General features: G+C 45.5%; 23 protein-coding genes. 10 read left to right on the forward strand and 13 right to left on the reverse strand.

All coding sequences use genetic code 11. The annotated features are described in order from the left end of the window. The 10 genes from QUA38_RS09910 to rpmH all read right to left on the reverse strand — a co-directional run. On the reverse strand, positions 1–1,058 hold a 1,058-nt coding region (locus QUA38_RS09910; RefSeq protein WP_333161302.1), incomplete at its 3' end, for a peptidoglycan-binding protein. Positions 1,059–1,589: 531 nt separating this feature from the next. Then, positions 1,590–1,766: a hypothetical protein gene (locus QUA38_RS09915; RefSeq protein WP_333161304.1), complete on the reverse strand. Its 177-nt coding sequence runs from the start codon at positions 1,764–1,766 to the stop codon at positions 1,590–1,592. 455 nt (positions 1,767–2,221) lie between these two features. Then, positions 2,222–2,683: an SH3 domain-containing protein gene (locus QUA38_RS09920; RefSeq protein ID WP_333161306.1), complete on the reverse strand. Its 462-nt coding sequence runs from the start codon at positions 2,681–2,683 to the stop codon at positions 2,222–2,224. 179 nt (positions 2,684–2,862) lie between these two features. Then, positions 2,863–4,371: an AAA family ATPase gene (locus tag QUA38_RS09925; protein ID WP_333161308.1), complete on the reverse strand. Its 1,509-nt coding sequence runs from the start codon at positions 4,369–4,371 to the stop codon at positions 2,863–2,865. Positions 4,372–4,389: 18 nt separating this feature from the next. Then, on the reverse strand, positions 4,390–4,902 hold the full coding sequence (locus QUA38_RS09930) for a YceD family protein (protein ID WP_333161310.1): 513 nt from the start codon (positions 4,900–4,902) through the stop codon (positions 4,390–4,392). Positions 4,903–4,999: 97 nt separating this feature from the next. Continuing rightward, positions 5,000–5,473, reverse strand: a complete 474-nt coding sequence (locus QUA38_RS09935; RefSeq protein ID WP_015174192.1) for a Jag family protein — start codon at positions 5,471–5,473, stop codon at positions 5,000–5,002. Positions 5,474–5,484: 11 nt separating this feature from the next. After that, positions 5,485–6,633: a membrane protein insertase YidC gene (gene yidC / locus QUA38_RS09940; RefSeq protein WP_333161313.1), complete on the reverse strand. Its 1,149-nt coding sequence runs from the start codon at positions 6,631–6,633 to the stop codon at positions 5,485–5,487. A gap of 203 nt (positions 6,634–6,836) precedes the next feature. Then, complete coding sequence (locus tag QUA38_RS09945; protein ID WP_333161315.1) at positions 6,837–7,229, reverse strand: PH domain-containing protein; 393 nt, start codon at positions 7,227–7,229, stop codon at positions 6,837–6,839. After that, on the reverse strand, positions 7,201–7,605 hold the full coding sequence (rnpA, locus tag QUA38_RS09950; RefSeq protein WP_333161317.1) for a ribonuclease P protein component: 405 nt from the start codon (positions 7,603–7,605) through the stop codon (positions 7,201–7,203). The genes QUA38_RS09945 and rnpA overlap by 29 nt, the downstream gene beginning before the upstream one ends. A 42-nt stretch (positions 7,606–7,647) precedes the next feature. Continuing rightward, entirely contained in the window at positions 7,648–7,785 is a 138-nt protein-coding gene (rpmH, locus tag QUA38_RS09955; RefSeq protein WP_006632320.1) for a 50S ribosomal protein L34, read from the reverse strand. A gap of 286 nt (positions 7,786–8,071) precedes the next feature. Here rpmH and QUA38_RS09960 point away from each other — a divergent pair, with 286 nt between their 5' ends. Next, positions 8,072–9,202 (forward strand): DUF4365 domain-containing protein, encoded by a 1,131-nt coding sequence (locus QUA38_RS09960; protein ID WP_333161319.1) that lies wholly within the window; start codon positions 8,072–8,074, stop codon positions 9,200–9,202. Positions 9,203–9,432: 230 nt separating this feature from the next. Here QUA38_RS09960 and QUA38_RS09965 read toward each other — a convergent pair whose 3' ends face one another. Further along, the gene (locus QUA38_RS09965; protein ID WP_333161321.1) at positions 9,433–11,109 is read right to left on the reverse strand and encodes an HlyD family secretion protein; all 1,677 of its coding nucleotides are present in this window, start codon (positions 11,107–11,109) and stop codon (positions 9,433–9,435) included. 162 nt (positions 11,110–11,271) lie between these two features. Next, positions 11,272–11,742: a MarR family transcriptional regulator gene (locus tag QUA38_RS09970; RefSeq protein WP_333161323.1), complete on the reverse strand. Its 471-nt coding sequence runs from the start codon at positions 11,740–11,742 to the stop codon at positions 11,272–11,274. A 187-nt stretch (positions 11,743–11,929) separates the two neighbouring features. On the opposite strand from QUA38_RS09970, the gene QUA38_RS09975 reads away from it, so the two are divergent. The 8 genes from QUA38_RS09975 (at position 11,930) to QUA38_RS10010 (ending at position 20,367) form a co-directional block, all read left to right on the forward strand. Further along, the gene (locus QUA38_RS09975) at positions 11,930–12,592 is read left to right on the forward strand and encodes a class I SAM-dependent methyltransferase (protein WP_333161325.1); all 663 of its coding nucleotides are present in this window, start codon (positions 11,930–11,932) and stop codon (positions 12,590–12,592) included. 131 nt (positions 12,593–12,723) lie between these two features. After that, complete coding sequence (locus tag QUA38_RS09980) at positions 12,724–12,840, forward strand: DUF433 domain-containing protein (RefSeq protein ID WP_333161327.1); 117 nt, start codon at positions 12,724–12,726, stop codon at positions 12,838–12,840. 141 nt (positions 12,841–12,981) lie between these two features. Further along, on the forward strand, positions 12,982–13,692 hold the full coding sequence (locus QUA38_RS09985; protein ID WP_333161329.1) for a M15 family metallopeptidase: 711 nt from the start codon (positions 12,982–12,984) through the stop codon (positions 13,690–13,692). Positions 13,693–13,977: 285 nt separating this feature from the next. Continuing rightward, a complete protein-coding gene (locus QUA38_RS09990; protein WP_333161331.1) occupies positions 13,978–15,051 on the forward strand; it encodes a glucose-1-phosphate thymidylyltransferase in 1,074 nt (357 codons plus the stop codon). A 230-nt stretch (positions 15,052–15,281) separates the two neighbouring features. Continuing rightward, positions 15,282–15,815: a hypothetical protein gene (locus QUA38_RS09995; protein WP_333161333.1), complete on the forward strand. Its 534-nt coding sequence runs from the start codon at positions 15,282–15,284 to the stop codon at positions 15,813–15,815. Positions 15,816–15,825: 10 nt separating this feature from the next. Next, positions 15,826–17,955 (forward strand): glycosyltransferase, encoded by a 2,130-nt coding sequence (locus QUA38_RS10000; RefSeq protein WP_333161334.1) that lies wholly within the window; start codon positions 15,826–15,828, stop codon positions 17,953–17,955. A gap of 164 nt (positions 17,956–18,119) precedes the next feature. Further along, entirely contained in the window at positions 18,120–19,190 is a 1,071-nt protein-coding gene (locus QUA38_RS10005) for a glycosyltransferase family 1 protein (protein WP_333161336.1), read from the forward strand. Between the two features lie 94 nt (positions 19,191–19,284). Then, positions 19,285–20,367, forward strand: a complete 1,083-nt coding sequence (locus tag QUA38_RS10010) for a glycosyltransferase family 1 protein (protein ID WP_333161339.1) — start codon at positions 19,285–19,287, stop codon at positions 20,365–20,367. 213 nt (positions 20,368–20,580) lie between these two features. On the opposite strand, the gene petG is transcribed toward QUA38_RS10010, so the two are convergent. Next, on the reverse strand, positions 20,581–20,700 hold the full coding sequence (gene petG, locus QUA38_RS10015) for a cytochrome b6-f complex subunit V (protein WP_015174208.1): 120 nt from the start codon (positions 20,698–20,700) through the stop codon (positions 20,581–20,583). Between the two features lie 180 nt (positions 20,701–20,880). Here petG and QUA38_RS10020 point away from each other — a divergent pair, with 180 nt between their 5' ends. After that, a complete protein-coding gene (locus tag QUA38_RS10020) occupies positions 20,881–21,261 on the forward strand; it encodes a c-type cytochrome (RefSeq protein WP_333067538.1) in 381 nt (126 codons plus the stop codon). Positions 21,262–21,462 lie beyond the last annotated feature (201 nt).

A 21,462-nucleotide genomic window follows, 5' to 3' on the forward strand; every position in this document is an offset into this window, starting at 1 on the left:
TGAAAGCGGATCAAAGCTGCCTGAGTTGGTCGATCGAACCAACCGTGAATCTGGCTCCTGTAATAACCCAATTCTTGCAGCCGCCGCTGCACAAATTCTACTTGTCGGCCTCTGTCGCCCAACTCCAGAAAATCTCCGCCATTAATCTGTTGGTCATCTTCCTCAGTCCATGAGGTAATTTCCGCTTGCCTCATCTGGGCATCGATAGCAGTCAAAGTAGCAGTGTCAGCGCAACCATCAGAAACCAGATTGTAATCTTGCTGAAAACGAGTCACAGCGTAGAGAGTGCGTTCCCGAAACTTGCCGTCAACGCCACCTTCAAAATAGCCCAAAGCCTTTAATTGCCGCTGGATCAAGTCTACCGTCGCCCCTCTGTCTCCGAACCGCAGCCCCTTGCAACCGCCATTTCCCGAAATATCCCCTGGAAGCGTAACGGGGCGGACTGGCCGGGTGGAACCAAACAGCAAAGCTAAAGTTTGCCTATCGGCAACTCCAGTCACCCGCAGCCGATTAATTCGCTGGAAGTATCTAACGGCCTTTTGAGTAACTTCGCGAAAACTCCCTGTAGGATGCGCGCTGAAGTAGCCTAGCTGGTGCAACCTGCGCTGGAGAGAAGAAACATCTGCACCAGCGTCTCCAAAACGCAGCTCCCTATAATTTGTATAGATAGTTTTAAAAGGTCGATCGTCATCCCCGGCCAAACTGTTGAGTGCTATCACAGTAGCTCGATCGGGCCTACCAGTCAGCGACAGTTGATAGTCTCGCTGAAAGTTAGTCAGAGCTTGTTGAGTAACCGGGCCGAGTTGACCTGTCGAAGATCTGGGAAAATAGCCGAGTTCCCGCAACCTGTCTTGAACAGAGCGCAAATTGGGATATCCCGGATCTATTTGAGCAAAAGCCGAACCGGCTGCACTCAAAACCGACAGCATCAAAGCCAGAGACAGCAAACGGACGTAAGTCTGACTCGATAGGTGTTGCCACTTGGGATCATCAAAAGTTTTAGACTCTGGGGGTGCTTCGCAAACAAGAGCAAGTTCGAGGTAAGCAAGAGATTCCATAATTTTTTAGTGTGAAATTGTGGGTGGGTTGTGTGAGCAAACTACCAAAAATGATTTTTGGCACGCTTGGCTTGGATTCTACCAACGCTAAGTTCTACTTGAAAAGCGCGAAGCACCCGTTTTTCTAAAAAAAATACCGTCAAAAATAATTACAGGTAATAACCAAGATAGCATCGCTGCTTCTAGAGACGCGAGACTCAGCAAAAAAGTTTGCAGGCAGAGTCTTAGCCTTTAAGACCAAATAGAGAATAAGTTCTCAGGTAGTGTTGGCTAATATTTTATCTGGCTGCCGCTGAAATTACCACAAGACTTGCGAGCAGGCTGTCATCACCTTAATTTATGGTCGGCTAAAGAGCCTGAAATTGCAGGTTTTTTGTTAACCAACGCGGCTTCTTCATGTGGCGAGTGCGTCTGGGGAAGTACCGCTGATTAACCAAAAAACTAGCCACTAAAAATCCCCACTTTTGCTAGTTGCAAATAGGACGGGGATTTTTTGATAAGTTGACTCTGTATTAAAAAATCGACGCTCGCTTAAATTAAGCCGAACCGATCGCAAATTACAGCTACTCCCGCTGCAAAAACAGTAATTGCGATGGCTAGCAGCGGGTTTTGCCCTCTGCTCACGGCAAAAGAGGTAACGACCCCAGCTCCCAAAGCTGCAGTAACAGCAACAGTCGCCAAATCTCGATCGGGACGTTTGTCGTACATATTTTTTATTGTTGGTAGCTGTTAAGCTGAAAACTTACATCTTGTAATCCAAGCTACCACTCTTGCCTGTTCGGCGGTGACAACAGCCTGCTTTTTGCAACTAACCTTAAAATTTTGCTAATTTTCTTAACATAGTCTCCTGAATCACATAAGTTAGGTTTATGTATTATTGAGTTTTTCTGTTGAGTTTTAGCTTTTAAAACCTTTTGTCTGCTGGGCTTTTATGTTAAGTGCAGGATTTTGCAGGGGCGATCGCACCTGCAGTGTCAACGCATTAAACTGCGATCGCAAATATCGTAAATAAATTTAACTTGACTTTTATTTATAAATATGTACCCCATATTTGGAGCCAGAGACAGGAAAAAACCCAGGGTTGGTAAACAACCTGCACACTACAATTGCTTCGCTGCCCTCACACTCAGAGGAGTATATTTTTTGTCTATTTTGTCTAATTCCTATTCGCCCTCAACTCTTTCAGTATTGCCACCTTTGACCCAACCTTCGCGATTGTCATCCTCAATCCTAATTCGCTGCCACTCTTTGTCGGGCGACTCTTCCAAAACTACGACTTTTTCCTTGTAACCAACACCGCCAATGCGGTTCGAGTCTCGGCTACCAGTATCCCGGAGAATTAAGCCGATCGGCTGAGTCACCAGAGCTCGGTAAGCTCCCGGTTCCAGGGGTTTCGGAGAGGGGACATCGCTAGATGTAGAAACAGGGCTAGCCTGGGCTGTTGACTTCGGCGCAGCGCCTACAACCTGAACTGCTGTTTTGTCGTTGGGAAAAACAGGTTTTTCGGGCACAGTAGTTAGCTTAGCGGCAAAGTAAAGTGCAGCAGCCACGCTAGCACCTGCCATCAGGACGATCGCGAGCAGAAAACCCACTAAAAATTTGAAAACGCTATATACACTGTTCATAAAACCGTAAATGAAGAAGGAAGAAGGAAGAAGGAAGAACGAAAAAGGAAAAGGGAAGAAGGAAGAACGAAAAGGGAAGAAGGTTGACTGTTGAGTGTTGACTGCTGAATGTTGAGTAAAATCTGGTAACTGCCAACTGACAATCAGGTTACTAACTACTGACTACTGACTTCTAAAGCTTACCCCTGAATCCGGCGGCTCAAACTGCCGTATCTAGAAGCAAGGCGAGCTTTTCCAGCAGCGGCCCAATCTTGGAGAAACTGGATTTGTTCTTGAGCCGTTCTGGCTAAGGGCACCATCTGACTAGCTGATTCTAAAATATCATCTGTCGTAAAGTCTCGATTTTGACTAAACCCAATGTGCATTGCTTCAATCAAAGTTTGCTCGATTTCGGCCCCTGAAAAATCGGGAGTTTCGTAAGCCAAGCGCTCTACATCGTAATTTTTGATGCTGTGCGATCGCAACCGCAACAAATGTACCTCAAAAATCGCCCGCCGTTCCTCCTGGCTGGGCAAACCCACAAAAAATATTTCGTCAAACCTGCCTTTTCTTAGCATTTCTGGCGGCAAAGACTGGATGTTGTTGGCTGTTGCTACCACAAACACCGGCGAAGTTTTTTCGGCCAACCAAGTAATAAAAGTCCCGAACACGCGGCTGGTTGTCCCAGAATCCCCTTTACCGTCTAATCCCGCAAAAGCTTTGTCAATCTCGTCAATCCACAGCACGCAGGGGGCCAAAGCTTCAGCTAGCTGAATCATTTGTCTGGTGCGGGATTCCGATTCTCCGACTAATCCGGCAAACAAGCGCCCGACATCCAACCGCAGCAAAGGCAAATGCCAGTGGTGGGCGATCGCCTTTGCTGTTAAGGATTTTCCGGTTCCTTGAATTCCGACTAACAACAAACCTCTGGGATGTGGCAAACCGTATTGGCGGGCTCGATCGGTAAAAGCACCGCCCCGCCGCAGCAGCCATTCTTTGAGATTGTCTAAGCCACCGATATCGGAAATATTTTCGCGGGCTGGGTAAAAATCCAGAATTTGAGTTTGGCGAATTGTTTGGCGCTTTTCTTCTAAAATGAGTTCCGCGTCGTCGGGATGGAGTTCGCCTCTGGTGGCGATCGCCTTTGCCAAAACTCTGCGGATTCGTTCGATCGACAACCCTTGACAGCAGCGCACCATTTCGTCCAGCAAACGCCCTTCAATGGCTTGTCCGGTAGCCCCTAGCAGCCTTTCCACCTCAATTTTGATTTCGGCCGCCGCAGGCAGGGGAAACTCCAAAACAGTCATCACTTCGCTGAGGTCTTCCGGGATCGAAATTATAGGAGATACGATGACAATATTTTTGGGTACGGATTTGAGGAGTCTCGCCAAATTCCGCAGCTTGCGGGAAATCGAGACATCTTCCAAAAACCGCTGAAAGTCCCGCAGTATAAAAATTGCCGGCGCGGAGGCGGGCAATTTTTCGAGAAATTCCAAGGCTTGCAGCGGGTTGCGCTTGCCAAAACCTGTATCGTTGGGATTGCCTTGGTAGCCATCAACAAAATCCCAGATGTAGACGGCGCGAGAACCTTGTTTTTTGGCACTTTGGGCGATCGCCGCTTCTACGCGCTCTTCTTCCCGTGTGGGAATGTAAATTAGGGGGTAGCGCGATCGCAGCAGTAGTTCAAACTCGTCGCTAAAAATAGTCATTAGTTATTAGTCAACTGACTAAGGCAATTGCCGTTTAAGTGCTTCCAGAGACGCCCAGCGACTGTCTGAGACTGTTTCTGAGCTTTCTGTATTTGCATCATCAGTTAAAGAAATTCCCGGACATTCAGTATCGCATATCTGTTTGTGCGGCAGTTCCAAACACATTTGCTCGTACACCCAATCGCCCGGAGAGAAATAGCCACCTGGGGACAAATTTTCCACCAAATCTTCTAAAGCAACTTCTATTTCTGCTGAACTTGAATCTGTTTGATTTGCTGTTTCTTCGAGCCAGATTAGTTCCGATGAGTTGAGTGCCAAACGATGATTGTATTGTTTCAAGCATCTGTGGCAGGTGAGAGTAACAATTGTTTGTGCTTTCGCCTTCACCTCAAGATAATTTCCTTGGTGAGTCACTTGCAGTCGTCCTCGCACTGGAGTAAGAGTTTCTAAATCTGGGATAAATTCTTCAAAATCAATGACCTCTTTTCGCTCACTTTTTGTGAGTAGATGAGGGATATAAATTGTCTCCATAATCTTTTGCCTTCCTACTTCTTGAATTCAAAGGTCAAAAGGAATAGTTAATTTTTAACTTCTTCCTTCTTCCTTCTTCCTTCTTCCTTCTTTAGCGTCAGCGCAGGCGAACTACCAAACGCCGATCGGGTTCTTGTCCTTGACTGTAAGTTTCTATATCCTCACATTCGCTTAAAAAGCTGTGGACTTGACGGCGTTCTGCCGAAGACAGCGATTTTATTTCAACTTCAACTCCCGTCGATCGGGCTTGATCTGCTGCGTACTCTGCCATCGAGCGCAATTCCTCTTGGCGGCGGATGCGATAGCCATTTAGTTCAACTGTATAAGGAATTGACTCCTCTACTTCCTGACCTATATTCTGAACCGTGTTACAGAGGTACTGAATGGCATCTATGACATTACCGTTTGGCCCGACTAAGATTGCAACTTGTTCTCGAGTCAGATTGCTTTCATCTATTGTCATCCAATAGCAATCTTCTCGTTGTTCGCATACCACTTTTGAAGGAATTGCGGACAGTTGTAGCAATTCTTCTAACCATGCCTGTCCGCGCTGCATTTGAGAGTCTTTCATTGTTGTTAAAATCAAGCCTTTTTCTTGGCACGCTTTGGCTCAAAGGGAAGGGCATCTAATCCCTGATCTTTTTTGGTTTTCGCCTCTGCTTCGTCTACTATTTTTTGCAGGTTTTCCGGCAGCGGTTCTCGCGACAAAATAAACGCTTGGACTGTCTGGAAAATGTTAGCAATCAGCATATACATCAACACGCCGGCGGGCAGCGGGAAGAACAAAAACATTCCTGAAAATATGACTGGCGTCAGTTTGTTAACTGTAGCCTGTTGGGGGTTATCGTTTGGTCCTTGTGCTTGTCCTGAAAGAGTTTGGTTGATGTACAAACTGATGCCGAAGCCCAGGATCATTACCAAAATATCCCAGTGGATTGTACCGTCTGAGTCGATCGCGCCAACGCGGCCTAGAGCTTCAATAAACAGGAATCCTTTGTTACTAGCCAATCCGGGGATTGTGCCTTGAACTGTGGCTTCACCGGGCGCTAAGGCCGTGATGTTGCCCTGTTCATCTACCTTGACCACTTCTTCGCCTTTGATGACTTTCCAGCCGGGTTCAAAGTCGATTTCGCTCTTATTTTCTGTCGCTAAAACTTTAAGAGGTTTGCCCTCTGGGGTTTGAAAATTAATCTTGGTTGTGTCGCCGACTGAGAGTTTGTCGCCGCCTGGAATTACGCCCACAACAGGAGCATGAAAAGTACCTGTGACGTAAATATTTTGTGGCGGTGTAGCAAAAGCTTGAGGTTGAACAGTTTCTATTTGTTCTTTCGGCAAAACTTGAACGTTGACGCTGTAATTTATGTCAGAAAACGGCGAACCCCGAAGCGTTGCAAACAGTGCAAACAGCACTGGCATTTGCAGCACTAATGGGAAACATCCTGCTAGAGGATTACCAAATTCTTTGTATACTTTGCTCATTTCCTCCTGCTGTTTGGCAGGATTTTCTTTATAGAGTTTTTGAATTTGATCTACTCGCTCTTTCATCAATGGCTGCGCTACTTTCATGCGCCGCATATTGCGAAGAGAGCCTGCATTGAGAGGATAAAGAGCAAAGCGAATCACAAGCGTCAGAGCTACGATCGCTAAACCGTAGCTTGGCACGATCCCGTAGAAAAAATCTAGGATCGGGAGCATGAGGTTGTTGGAGAGAAACGAGATACCGAAATCCATTCGCTTTGAGTTAATTTAGGTGCTCTATGTTTGCTGTTGAGAACTATTTTTACCCGCTGGAGGCGAGCCGCCTCAATTTTTAGGGTTTTGTCTCTATCTTAGGACATTGCCCGTCGATCGACCGCCCAGTCTGCGGGTTTGTTGTAATGAGTTTGCCAATACTCGCACTCACTTTACCCTGATTTGAGGGCGAAGCGGTTCGGTTATTTAGCTTGGGTCGCGTTTGCTTTTTGAGCTGCTGCGGGCAGTTTTTCGTTAATGTAGTCATACATTGCTCGAAATTTCGGCATAGCTCTGAGTTCCAAGCGGCTGCCATTTTTCATGGTGAGCACCATGTCTCCGTAAGTCCCGAAACCGCGAGGTACTGTGACGATTTTGACTATATCTGAGTAGATAACGTCTGTCTGATCGCCCCCCATCCAACCGCTGGTTACGGACACTCGGCGGCTCGTGATCCGATACCGCAGCCACAGAGCGCGGACAATTCCTCCTACTGCTAGGGGGATGCCGACGACTGTTAGCCCTAGGAGTAAATTGATGATCAAGTCTCCGGGCGCGGGGCCGCCTTCATAATATACTTCCTCTCGAATTCCCATCTAGTACCTCGGCTTCTACCAACAACTGCTCTAATTCTTGCAGAATTTCTGCATAATTGCACTCTTGTGCGATCGGACGCACGACAATTACTAAATCCCACCCGAATTTTAATCGGGGCAATAGCTGTCGCAAAGCTGCCCGAATCTGACGCTTAATCCGGTTGCGGACTACAGCGCGTTTACTGACTTTCAGGCTAATGGAAATGCCTGTGCGAGTGGGCTGCAAGGATTTTTCGGCTGTCTGTTTCGCAAATTCGGCGCTTTTTGGTTTACGCAGAGCTCTTAAGCTGAAATGGGCCGAGTTACGGCGCATTCCCTTGCGGTATACGGCGCTGAAGTCTTTTCGGTGCTTAAGTCGGTTTGTATCGGGCAACATGGCGTAGGGCGATCGTGGAGGCCTCTCAACCTTGATGCAGTGCTAGACTGCGAGGCGGTGGCGACCTTTGCTGCGGCGAGCTTTGATTACCAATCGACCGGTTGCGGTACGCATTCTGGCGCGAAAACCGGATGTTCTTTTTCTTTTGCGGCTGGTTCCGTGCAGGGTTTGCTGTGTCATTTTGATTTCTCCCGGCTTGTTACTTTACTTTTGATTAATATTCACAATCTTCTAGTTTACCATAGAGTTGTTTTCTTGGCAATAATATTTTTCACAGTTGAGATGTAATGAGAGTAAGAGTGAAGTTGCGGTATTCTTGTATTATATTAAGTATTATACCAAAACTGCCATACAATTATAAGTTAGACAGACAAAACCATCTTCTACTTAAAGTATTTCTATTCCTATTTGCTTTCGCCTGAGATAGCGGCTTAGTTAAGATTGTGAAAAAAGCTCCATTACCGTAATGACAAAGTTACCTAGACGTACAAACTCTCAGAGAATTGGTGGAAGTGCTGCTGACCTTCTTAATTCAGTTTTCACTAATTTTTGTAATGTTATTCCTATTCAACAAGATCGGGATATGGGGATTGATTTCATTTGTGAGCTTATGCAAGGAGAGTACCCAACTGGAAAGTTTTTTAACGTTCAATGCAAAGGTACAGAAGAGTCTGAATTCAAAGGCGATTCAATTCGAGTTCCTATTGCAGTAACGACTATTAATTATTGGTTAATCCAGCCCAATCCAACATTTTTAGTTGTAGTCGATCGTCAAAATTACAATTTCTATTGGTCTTTCCCAAAGGATTTTCTTAGCTCGCTTAATAAAAACTGGCAAGAACAACAAACGGTTACGATTCCAGTTCCTCTTCAAAATCGTTTTGAGCAAGATGTAGATGCACTGCCTGCTCAATTGGTATCAATAGTTAATATGCAAGCTTCAGCTACTCCTCGGCAGGGCGATTATCTTGGAACATTGACGCTGGAATTTGACAGGTCATCCTCGCCAGAGACAATGACTATCAAAGGATTAATGCATTACTACTTAGAAGGTAGTCGAATCGCTAATGCCAAGTGTGGATATGGAAGCCCTGGTTCTACAGTTACAGTCTATGCACAAACATTGGGTGGTGAAGGATATAGTAAGGAAGTTAAAGCTATAGCTTGGGGTGAGTTAAATCCAGGAGAAGCTATCCTACTGCAAATGCCATTTGAAAGAAATTATATTCTTAGTCATGAAACCTTTGAAAAAATATGTTATTTACTAAGCCTTGACTTTACTAATTGCGAGCTACACAAAAATCTCATGTCACGCGGAGGTTATCCTGGGGGAAGCATTTCAGTAATAGTAGAGGGAAGGCCTATTTCAGCAATAGCTTGGTATGAAATACCACCAGGTAAATTAAATCTTTTCAAGGTGGATGGGCAGTGGTATGCCATTAGCCTTGTGGCTAGTAAAACAGTTTCTACGGAAACAAAGGAAAGGAGGACTGGTAGTTATCTGCATCCAGATCCGAGAAGAGATATACTTTGGCACTATTTTGATTTGTCTGGGGGTAAATGCTCTTTACCCTTGAAGTTTCCAAACACGCTTTAAGTTTGACTAGCTGGTGAACGAGATTTCGGTTTCGTTTTCACTACCATATCCCTAACTTTCTAAGATGATATTGCAAGGGCGATCGCCCTTAACCTAAAAAAATCAAATCCCAGACTTTTCAAACTTCTCAAACTCCCTGAAGTCTGGGATTTTCTTTTCTATTCACAAAAAATCAAATCCCAGACTTCTAAATTCATCCGTGTATCCGTGTCAACATCCGTGTTATTCCCTTATTTCAGTTCAACATTTACCGTAGCAGACATCCCCGGTGCAATCCGCGATTCGTAGCCTTTAAGGCTTTCGGCATCAAACACAACTTTCACCGGAATCCGCTGCACAACTTTGGTGAAATTGCCCGTAGCATTATCGGGAGGCAATAAGGAAAATTGAGCGCCAGAAGCAGGGGAGAAACTATCGAGATGACCTTCAAATTTGCGACTACCAAAAGCATCTAATTTAATTTCTACTTTTTGGCCTGGTTTCATGTTTGCCAGTTGCGTTTCTTTGAAGTTAGCAATTACCCACAAATCGTTACTTACTATAGCCATTAACGGAGTTCCCGGCTGCACCCGCTGCCCGACTTCAACCGATTTGCGTCCGATTTGTCCGGCGGCCGGAGCAGTAATATTCGTGTAGGAAAGTTGCAGTTGAGCGTCTTTAACCGCAGCTTCCGATTGCCCGATCGCAGCTTTAGCAGCATCATACTGCGAGCGACTGACTTTAGTTTGCTCGCCCGTAGCTTGCGCCTGTTGCAATCCGCCCTTTGATGCAGCAAGTTTCGCTTCGGCGGTGCTGATACCTTCTTGCGCTAGGGCGACTTTAGCTTGAGCGCTGGCGACACCGACTTGGGCGCGCGCTACTTGGGATTGAGCTTGTTTTACCCCTTCTTGAGCTTGGGCTACTGCTGCTTGGGCTGCGGTTACGCCTTCTTTGGCTTGGGCTAACCGCGCTCTAGCTTGGGCAATTCCTTGTTGGGCTGCGGTGGTTTGGCCTTGAGCTACTTCGTAGGCGGCTCTGGCTGCGTCTAGCTGCTGGCGGGCGATCGCACCTTCAGACTGCAAGCTTTCGTACCGTTTATAATCAGCTTGCGTCTTGACGAGGTTGGCTTGCGCTTGTACTAGCTGAGCTTGCGCTGCGGCAATTCCGGCTTCGGCTTCCGTCACTTTGGCTTGGGCTTGAGGAATTCCGGCTTCGGCTTGGGCGACTTTGGCTTGCGCTGCGGGTACGCCGGCTTCGGCTTCAGCAACGGTGGCTTCTGCTGCGGGTACGCCTTGCTGGGCTTCTCTGAGTGCTGCTTGAGCGGTGGAAATCGCAGCATTTGCACCGCTGATATCTCCTTGGGCTTGGGCTGTTTTGCCTTGGCTGGTTTGAGAGGCTAGGGAAATATTTGCCTCGGCTGCTTCGGCTTGGCGGCGGGCGTTTTCTAAGGCTGCTTCGGCTTGTTGGACTTTAACTTGGTAGTCGCGGGGGTCGAGTTTGATCAGCAGTTGTCCGGGTTTTACTTGTTGGTTGTCTTGTACCAAGACTTCGCCGACAGTACCGTTGACGCGGCTGCTGATTTGGTGGATGTGTCCGGCAACTGTGGCGTTTTCGGTTTCTTGGTGGATGGAGGTGTATTGCCAGTAGCGGTAGCCGAAGCTGCCTGCTGCGATCGCCCCTAGGCCCAGCGCTGCTAATATCAACGCTTTCGGGGCTTTTTTCTTGGGTGTTGCAGGCGTCGGCAGGGGTGCTTGCAGTTCTGTTTCTGCGCCTGTTTTGACCTCGGCGGGGGCGTTGATTTCTGTCTCTGGGGCGGGGATTACTGGTAGGCTTTTAGCGATGCTGTCGTCGAGCGGCTTTTCTAATACGGCGACTGCTTTGCCGTTACCGTTGAATTCTGCTGGGTTGGTTTCGTTTGGGCGTTTCATCAATTTGACTCCTGATACTTTAGTAAGATGTCGTTTGTTTAGGGTACGTAGTTTTTATTTAGTAAGACGGCTTTTTTTAAGAGTGCGTAGTATTTTGCGGTTATTCGTAATGTAGTGGAGGTAGATGCTGCTGCACTTCACTCAAAAGATTGATTTGTTGGTTTAGGAAAGATTCAGGATCGCTTGATCGATCAGTTGGGAAAAGAGTTCTTGATCGGCCTCTGAAATTCCCTCGACAGCTCGATCTCTGATTTTAGCTACCAGCGGGGGCAATACCTCTTGCAGTTCCGTGCCGGAGTCTGTCAGCCAAATGCGCCATATACGGCGATCGCGCGTGTCTCTCTCGCGGCGGACTAGGCCTCTTTCTTCCATGCGATCGAGCACGCCTGTCAGCGTCCCGCCTACCTGTTGCAGTTTGTCGCCAATGCTGGAAGTCGGCAAACCGTCTTCTTGCCACAAGCAGCACAGTACCAGCCAGTGAAAAGGTGTCAATCCAAAGGGTTCAAGTACCTCTTGCAGCCTGCGACTGCCTAGCTGTGCCAGAAGTTTGAGACGGTAGCCCAGGCTGTGGGGGGCGAGAACGTCGTGCCACTGAGCTAGATGTGTGCGATCGACAGTGGATGTAGTAACCATCGGCTTATTACTTAGCGTTCGTACTATTAGTGTAAAAGGGTTTTTGGGAGATGTCAAGGGGGTGCAAGCAGGTTTTTTAGCGATCGACTGCTACGCTAAAACCGGGAATCCGCCCTCTGCCAGATATGTTAACAATTCTTATTGTTCTTAAACTATAAAGGGTAAATCTATTTCCCCATCATAATTTATGTTGCTTCCAGCCGACCAACGCACCAAGTTAGACGACACCGACGACAATTTGTTCTATTCTGCTCCCCGGTTTGTGACTCACGTAGACGATGGATTCATCCAGCAACTAACCAATTTATATCGGGAACGGCTGAAACCGAATACTCGGATTTTTGATATGATGAGCAGTTGGGTTTCTCACTTGCCCGACGAGATGCAATTTGCCCATGTTGAAGGGCACGGCATGAATGAAGAAGAGTTGGCAAAGAATCGCAGACTGAATCATTATTTCGTGCAGAATTTGAACGCAAATCCTAAACTGCCGCTGCCGGATGCAGAGTTTGACGCCGTTGTCAACTGTGTTTCGGTACAGTATTTGCAGCACCCGGATGCGATTTTTGCCGAGATTCACCGGATATTGAAGCCGGGTGGCGTAGCAATTATTAGCTTTTCCAACCGGATGTTTTATCAAAAGGCGATCGCGGCTTGGCGGGAAGGTTCGGAGGGCGATCGGGTAGAATTAGTCAAGAGTTACTTTGATTCTGTCAAAGGAGCGAATATACCCGGATTTAGCAAGCCGGAAGTAATAGTTCGCAAGCCTAACTTGCCGAGTTTTATGCAAATGCTGCGAATAGGAAGCGGCGATCCGTTTTATGCGGTAGTTGCTTACCGCCAAAGTTAAAATTTTTTAGTAGTAAGGAATTTAGATGGAGATTGAAAGCACTAAAGTCCTTACTACAAACCGATCGAAATCTCTGTTTTCTAGGTTAGGATATATTTAATATATTATCCTAAAATATAGAAAACCAACTTTTGCAGCGCATCACACTCGCTCCAAATATCTGTCACGTAAAACCTTGTATTCGCGGTCTCCGATCTCCAGTAAAGTTGATTTTTGAATTACTCAGTTCTGGTATGAATCCTAAATAAATTATAATAGATGACTATAAAAAATTATAACAGGAGGATATTCTAGCTGCTTTGCTATTTGCAGCGCGACGGACTCAAGTGAAAAGCATATACTCAGTATTGTAGTTCACCAGCAATCATAAAGTAGTGTAAAACCTTGATATGAAACCATACCAGCAAATAGCGATCGACGAATGCGGCGAACCTTTAGTCCCCATTCCACCAGAACATTTTGCTTTTGAAATCCCGCACCCTTATCAAAAGTTGGGGGCTCCTTATCACAACAGCAAAGCAGATTCGCCTTACTATTTGCGGCAAGGAGTTGTAGATAGTTTAATCGCCGCTCAAACCCAGTTACAACAAAATCATCCCAAGTGGAAAATTCTGATATTTGATGCTTATCGGCCGGTCGAAGTCCAGCAATTTATGGTGGATTATACTTTCAATCAAATTGCCCTAGCTCAAGGGTGTGAATTTCCTGTTTCGGAAGACAAACGTCAAGTGATTATAGAACACGTATATCAATTTTGGGCAGTACCGAGCCTCGATCGCGCGACGCCTCCCCCTCACAGTACAGGTGCTGCTTTAGATATAACTTTAGTCGGTGAAAATAACCTGCAAATTGATATGGGTTCTCCGATTGATGAAATATCAGAACGTTCTTATCCCGATTATTTTGCTAACAGCAATCACCCACAAGAAGAGCAATATCACCGTCACAGGCAAATCTTGAAAAATGCGATGATAGCTGCGGGTTTTCAGCAACATCCTAACGAATGGTGGCATTTTTCTCAGGGCGATCAGATGTGGGCTTGGTTGACAAATCAAAACAATAGTGGTAATCAATTTATCGCCCGATACGGCCCCTATTAAAACGGTACGCAATTAAATCTAGACTGGCGCACTCGCAACGTTGAGAAACCACGTTTATTGACAAATAACCTCAGCTTTTAGGTGCTTTATTCGGCAAGAAACCAAGTTTCTGACACTCTATGCGTCCAGGACTATAAAAGCTCGATCAGCATAAATCATTTGTATCATAAGACACGGCAACTATTGCCAGCGGGGTAGCGGTAGTTTAAAATCAACGAGAGCGAACAAGTGCAGGCAATATTTGCCAGCACCGCAAACCCTAAAGGATAACTCAGAGTTCACCAAATGAAAGCACTCATCCTCTCTGGCGGTAAAGGAACACGCTTGCGTCCCCTCACCTATACGGGTGCTAAGCAGTTGGTTCCTGTAGCAAATAAGCCGATACTGTGGTACGGAATTGAAGGAATTGTGGCGGCTGGGATTACGGATATTGGGATTATTATTAGTCCCGAAACCGGGGAAGAGGTGAAGACGAAAACAGGAGATGGAGCTCGCTTCGGTGCAAAAATTACTTATATTTTGCAAGCAGAGCCAGCGGGACTCGCTCATGCGGTGAAAGTTGCCAGACCATTTTTGGGCGATTCTCCGTTTATTATGTATTTAGGAGATAACTTAATTCAGAATCAGTTAGATCCGTTTTTAGAGATTTTTAACAAGCAAAAACTAGACGCTCTGATTTTGCTACGTCCAGTTCCCAATCCCTCTGCTTTCGGTGTTGCAAAAGTTGATGATAACGGGCGAGTTTTACAGTTAGTAGAAAAACCCAAAGTTCCGCCGTCAAATTTAGCACTGGTGGGAATTTATTTTTTTGCTCCTAGTATTCATGAGGCAATAGATCAAATTCAACCTTCGCCCCGGGGGGAACTCGAAATTACCGATGCCATTCAACAGCTCATCAATCAGGAAAAACACGTAGAAGCCTGCAATTTAGAAGGTTGGTGGCTGGATACGGGGAAAAAAGACGATTTGCTGAGTGCAAACCAAATCATTTTAGATAGCCGTATCATAGCTTCAACTGAATTAACAGTAGATGCGAAAAGTCAAATTATCGGGCGAGTGCAAATAGGAGAAGGAACGGAAATCATTAATTCTACAGTTCGCGGGCCAGTGGTAATTGGAGAAAATTGCCGCATTGAAAATTGCTTTATCGGGCCTTACAGCAGTATTGCCGATCGCGTGACGATGGTTGATGCTGATATCGAACACAGTGTAATATTGCAAGGGGCGAAAATAGTTGGCATTCACCAGCGAATTGTTGACAGCGTGATCGGGCAACGAGCTCAACTAACCAATGCGCCGGCTCGTCCAAAAGCTCTGCGGTTTATGATTGGTGATGACAGTCAAATTGAGTTGGCTTAATTTGAGATATTGCCAATATTCGGAAGCAATAATCCTGATGTAACAAGAGATGAATTTTCTTGTGGGGAGTAGGGGTTGGGCATCCTGCCCGCCCTGGAAAACGCATCTTGCCTGTTCCACAATGAATTACAATTATTTAAACAGCAAAGCTGCCCGTTCACAATTAGTTATAATGATTGAAACAGCAAAGATGCCTGTTCCATGATAAGTCATCTAAAGGAGAGGAAAGTTTGCAGTACGAAGAAATACCAACTCAACACATAATACATAAATTGCGACAAACTTTGGAACCCAGAATTGGTATTGCTGAGCCGCCCCTGTTGGGAACAGAAAATAGTGCGATCGCCCAAAATGAAGATGATGAAGACATCGCCCTTTTAAAGGCAGGTTTCGACATTTATAACATCCCCATTACCTCTTACCAAAGGCGACTTGGTTCCGCAGTCATCGCCGTTAGAAAAATAGTCAGAAAATTGCTCAGACCCGTACTAGAACGCCAAGTTATTTACAACTTCGCTAATACCCGCGTAGTTCAAACACTGAGCATTCAATTGCAAAAATTGCAAGCAAATCAGCAAACTCTAGAGAAAAAAATTCAATCCGACTTCAGCAGCGCATCTCCCGAAGTTACAGCACAGCTTGATACTCAACAAAGAGCGATCGCAACTTTTCAGTCTGAAATAGAGCAAATTAAAGCAGTGCAGCAGCAACATACTGCTATTTTAGAGAAGATTACCGCTGAATTGCTCGATCGACAACAATAAAGCATCAAAGATGACCACACTGCCCATATGCTCGTTAATTATAGTCAACTATAACGGTCTGCGCCACACGAAAGATTGCTTAAAATCTCTACAAAAACTTGCGTATCCAGAATCGCAACTCGACTTAATTGTAATTGATAATTTTTCTCAAGACGCTTCCGTTACTTCCCTGCGCGAACTATTTCCAAAAGTTCGGATTTTTGTCAACTCCGCCAACAACTTTGCTAAAGCCCTCAACCTTGGCATCAGCGAAGCAAAAGGGCAATATATCGGCTTTATAAATAACGATGCTACCCTTGACAGTTGCTGGTTAGAGATTCTTGTAAAACGGCTAGAAACTAATAAAGAAGTAGGTGCGACTAGCGGCAAATTGTTGTTTAAAGACGGGCGGATTAACAGCGCTGGCATTCAGCAATTACCTAATTTTTATTGGCGAGATATCGGTTTTGGCGAAAAAGATTCGGGACAGTACGATACAGAACAGGAAGTCGAAGGTCTTTGTTGGGCGGCGGTGCTTTTTCGCAGAGAATGTCTCGAAGATGTGGGGCCGATAGATGAAGATTTTGTCATGTATTTTGAGGATGTAGAGTTTGCAAAACGCTGCCACAAACGCGGTTGGAAAATGCTTTATACTCCCGCCGCCATCGCCCATCACGAATATAGGGGTTCGAGTAAAGGAAGCAAACTTACCGAGTATTTCTGCAACCGGAATCGGTTTTTGTATTTGGCAAAACATGAACCGTTGCAATTAGTCAAGGGAATTCATACTTCTGATTTTTTTACTAACAAGCAGTACGATTTGCTGTTTGAGAGTTTATTTGTAGCGATTAAAAAACTGCTGGATTATCAGAAACCAGAAATCATTGAAACTGTATTGCCACAGTTGTCGGAAAAGTTGGCGGTGATTTACAGTCGGATGAAGATCGATCGCATTTTGTCTCGCTTACAGGTGGTTCGGGGCGATCGCAAAATGTCGATCGCCATTTACGATCATGGGCTGCATTTTATTGGTGGCGGTCAAAAATACGTCGCTACCATCGCCTCGCTGCTACAAAATGAATTTGACATTACTTTTATCGCCAACAAACCCGTTGCTGTTTCCGACTTAGAATCCTGGTATGGACTCAACCTTTCAGGATGCAAAATTAAAATTCTTCCCTTGGCGTTTTACGATAAACGTGGAATGCAGTGCATCGATTCCAGCATCATCGTGGAAGATATGGAAAATCCCTTTGATGAAATTGCCAGAGAAAGCAAAAACTACGATATTTTCATCAACGCGAACCAACTGGAAAAAGTTAAGCCACTGTCGCCAATCTCAATATTTTTCTGCCACTTTCCTAATACCTTCCGCAACCGTCACTTTGCTGTCGATGACTACACTTTCATTATTGCCAACAGTCAATTTACTGTTAAGTGGTTGGAGAAACGCTGGAACCTACAGCCAACTTTTCTGCTTTATCCACCGATAGAAATGGCAACAGTTAAAGTCCAGAAAGAAAACATCATTTTGGCTGTGGGACAGTTTGAAGCTGGGGGAACAAAAAAGCAAATTGAATTAATTCAAGCTTTCCGCAGTTTGCTAGCAGATTATCCCGAAGCTTTTCAAGGATGGCGGCTAATTTTAGCCGGCAGCAGCATTCCTAAAAATCCTTATTTAAAGACGGTTCAGAATTTATTGAAGCAAGATTCAAGGGCGATCGAGCTAAAAGTCAATGCTGACTTCGATGAGGTAAAATCGCTTTATGCTACAGCTAGCATATTCTGGCACGGCTGCGGTTTGGGTGAGGTCAATCCTCAAAGATTTGAGCATTTCGGGATGGCGACTGTGGAAGCAATGCAAAATAGTTGTGCTCCGATTGTTTTCAACGGCGGCGGCCAACCGGAAATTGTCGAACACGGGCGATCGGGCTTTTTGTTCAATACCGTTGAGGAACTGTGCCAGCATTCACATCAACTAATTGTTAATCCCGATTTGCTAGCAGAAATTCAAGCTGGTGCACAGCAGCGTAGTCAGAACTTTAGACTTGCATGTTTCGATAAAAAAGTCAATAGTTTTTTTGATATTATTCACCAAGAGTATGCTACAATTCGGCTGCCAAATCCTGCCGATATAGCTCAAATGCTCGATCGAACTTAAAGGCTAATTAAATAGTCCACCAGGGCTTAAAGCCCCTAGCCAAAAGCTAAAGTCATCTTGCATAGGACTAATATCAAAGTCGATTTTATTACCGTTTTCTTCAGTCGGCGCAGGCGGACTCTGTATGTGTAGTCGCGACTTCCAGTCGCCGGAACTCTAAAATCATGTCTAATTCACTCTTAATCAATTTGTCCTTTTTAACACCCCAACCAACGGGAATCGGAACTTACGTCGCTAATCTTTTCCCGCAACTGCAACAGCTACAACCAACATTACTCGCTTCCCAGCAAATTGAGAATTATACTTGCTATCAAATCCCCGAAACTCTGACACCGGATCGCGGTCCGAAAGGACAAATTAACAGGCTACTGTGGACTCAGTTTGACTTACCTAAAATTTACAAAAAATTGCAGTCCAGCCTAATGTTTTCCCCACTTCCTGAAGCACCTTTGTATTCCGGCTGCCGCTACATCGTCACAGTTCACGATTTAATTCCTTTGCGATTTCCCCGACGGTTTTCTCGTTTAACAGCTTATTTCCGCTACTACATACCGCAGGTTTTGCGGCAAGCAGAACACATTATTTGCGATTCTCAAGCAACGGCGGCAGATGTTGCTAACTTTTTTCAAATTCCGCCTAAAAAGATGACCGCAATTCCCCTAGCTTGCGATAATATTAATTTTAGATATCTCGACTTGCCAGCCAAAAATTATTTTCTTTATACCGGCAGACACGATCCTTACAAAAACTTAGAAAGATTAATTGCTGCATTTGCGAGTTTGCCCGATCGCGCAAATTACGAATTGTGGCTAGCAGGGCCTCCCAATGCCTACACGCCACAGTTAACAGCACAAGTTGAAGAATTAGGTTTACAATCTTTGGTAAAATTTCTCGGTTACGTTCCTTATTCTCAATTGCCCGTACTGATGAATCAGGCGATCGCCCTAGTTTTCCCTACACTTTGGGAAGGATTCGGCTTACCAATTTTAGAAGCAATGGCTTGCGGCACACCCGTCATCACATCGAACCTGTCATCTATGCCAGAAGTAGCCGGAGATGCCGCATTATTAGTCAACCCTTACAGCGTCGGAGAAATAGCCGAAGCCATGCAAACACTAGCCACAGATTCAAAAGTGCGATCGAACTTAAAAACTGCTAGTTTAGCCAGATCATCTCAATTTAGCTGGCACAAAACCGGAAAAGCAACCGCCAACATCTTACAACAATATCTTTAAATCTCCCCTCTCTTCCTTTCTCCTCTCTGCGTCCTCTGCGCCCTCTGCGGTAAAAAAAAAATCCACCCAAAAACCGCAATCTACATATTATCCTATGCCCAATCCCCAATCTAACTTACTAATTAACCTTTCTTTCCTAATTTCCAAACCAACTGGCTTAGCGATCTACGCCAAAAACCTATTTCCCCATCTAAAATCCCTCAATCCAACATTACTAACAGCCGAAATTTTTCCCAATAGTAACTGCTACAAAATTCCCGCAAATCTAACACCAGAACAAGGACTCAAAGGACATATCAACCGATTGCTGTGGACACAAACTCAACTTCCCAAAATTTACAAGCAGCTAAAATCTAACCTGTTATTTTCCCCAATTCCCGAAGCTCCTTTATTTGCACGTTGCCGCTATATAATTACAGTACACGACTTAATAGCGCTGCGGTTTCCCCGCCGCTTCGAACCTCTGACACCTTATCACCGCTACTACATTCCCCAAGTGCTGCGACAGGCTGAACACGTCATTTGCGACTCTGAATCAACTGCCAAAGATATCGCTAATTTTTGTAACATTCCTACTAATTTAATTACGCCAATTTTTCCCGGATACGATAACAGTTTTTTCCGTTTTTTAGACTTGCCAACCAGCAATTATTTTCTTTATATCGGTCGCCACAATCCCTATAAAAACGTGCAGCGAGTTGTAGCAGCATTTGCTGCTTTGCCTGATAATTCCGAATACGAATTGTGGATAGCAGGTTCGGAAGACAAACGCTATACGCCGCTGCTGAAAGCGCAGGTTCAAGAATTGGGATTGGTCGATCGAGTAAAATTCCTAGATTACCTCCCCGCAGCAGACTTGCCCAAAGTCATCAACCAAGCGATCGCCCTGGTTTTCCCCAGTCTTTGGGAAGGATTCGGACTCCCCGTGCTCGAAGCAATGGCCTGCGGCACTCCTGTCATCACTTCTAACCTGTCTTCAATGCCAGAGGTGGCTAATGGTGCAGCATTATTAGTAAACCCCTACAGCGTCGAGGAAATTGCCTCTGCTATGCACCAGTTTGCAGTCGATGCCAAAGTTCGATCGCACTTCCGGGAACTCGGCTTAGCCAGAGCAAAACTATTTAGCTGGGAAAAAACTGGCCTGGAAACTGCTGCTATTCTCGATCGATATCTTTAACGAAGGAAGTTCGGTAACGGATGTCGAGAAGAAGCAAGAGGGAAGTTCGGCAACGGATTCGGTAACGGATGTCGAGAATAAGGAAGAGGGAAAAAGGAAGAGGGATGAAGTCAGTAGGCCGATTTAATAACCAATCCCCCATGCCCCATGCCCCATGCCCAATTCCCAATTCCCCCTCCCCCTGACAGCCTGAGTGAGGGGCTGTAGCCCCTTTTACTTATTGATACCCAACTGATCGCCGCGCTTGTACTGCTGATAAGCAGCAAAAAACAGCCCCGACAGAGTAACAAAGATTAGACCCAGAACAATACCTGAAAGCAGCGGTTCTACCATGAGATCTCCTTAACGTTAAGATTTAACAACCTATTTTTAATATTACCAGCACTTACACAGATGAATTTTCCAAAAAACGCCCTTCCGGGAGTATTAGATCTTGCTCTCCCCGCTGCGAACGATTAAGCTATGTTATGAGAAATAAATTTTCTTGTAGATACTATTTTTAATTGAACTCCTTTGAATAACCAACTTGCCAGGAATGAAATTAAAAACCCGATCGAGCGACTAGCCATATTTGGGGTAGCGGTGTTGCTGGCCATCATCTTGGCAACGATCGCAATTCGTCAGTTTCAAGTCGCCGACCCTTACGTCAAAAGCGTACTATCCCTCACGGGCAACCCGTTTCAGGGTTCTGCCATCTTTCAAATGAACTGTGCGGGTTGTCACATATCCGTTTCAGACAGTCAAGTCGGGCCCAACTTGCACGGAGTGTCCGAGCGCAAATCCGAATTCGATCTGATCCGGCAAGTCACCAGCGGGCAAACCCCACCAATGCCGCAGTTTCAGCCGAGTCCGCAAGAAATGGCCGACTTGCTGAAATATCTCGAACAAATTTGACCAAAGAAGGGGAACGGAATTCGTTCCCCTTCTTTGGCAAAGCCTCGAAAGCCATGCTTAGAGGCTCAGCTTCCCCGTAGTGCATCTCGGCAGCAGGGGTATTTCATTCTCAGGAAAACCAGCCTTTTGACTCTTGTCGTGGCAAGAATGCCGACCAGACCCATCCATCATTTGTTAGGCGTTTTCTGGATAGGGGTCGCC

The organism is Microcoleus sp. Pol12B4 (genome assembly GCF_036701385.1).
Lineage (GTDB): Bacteria > Cyanobacteriota > Cyanobacteriia > Cyanobacteriales > Microcoleaceae > Microcoleus.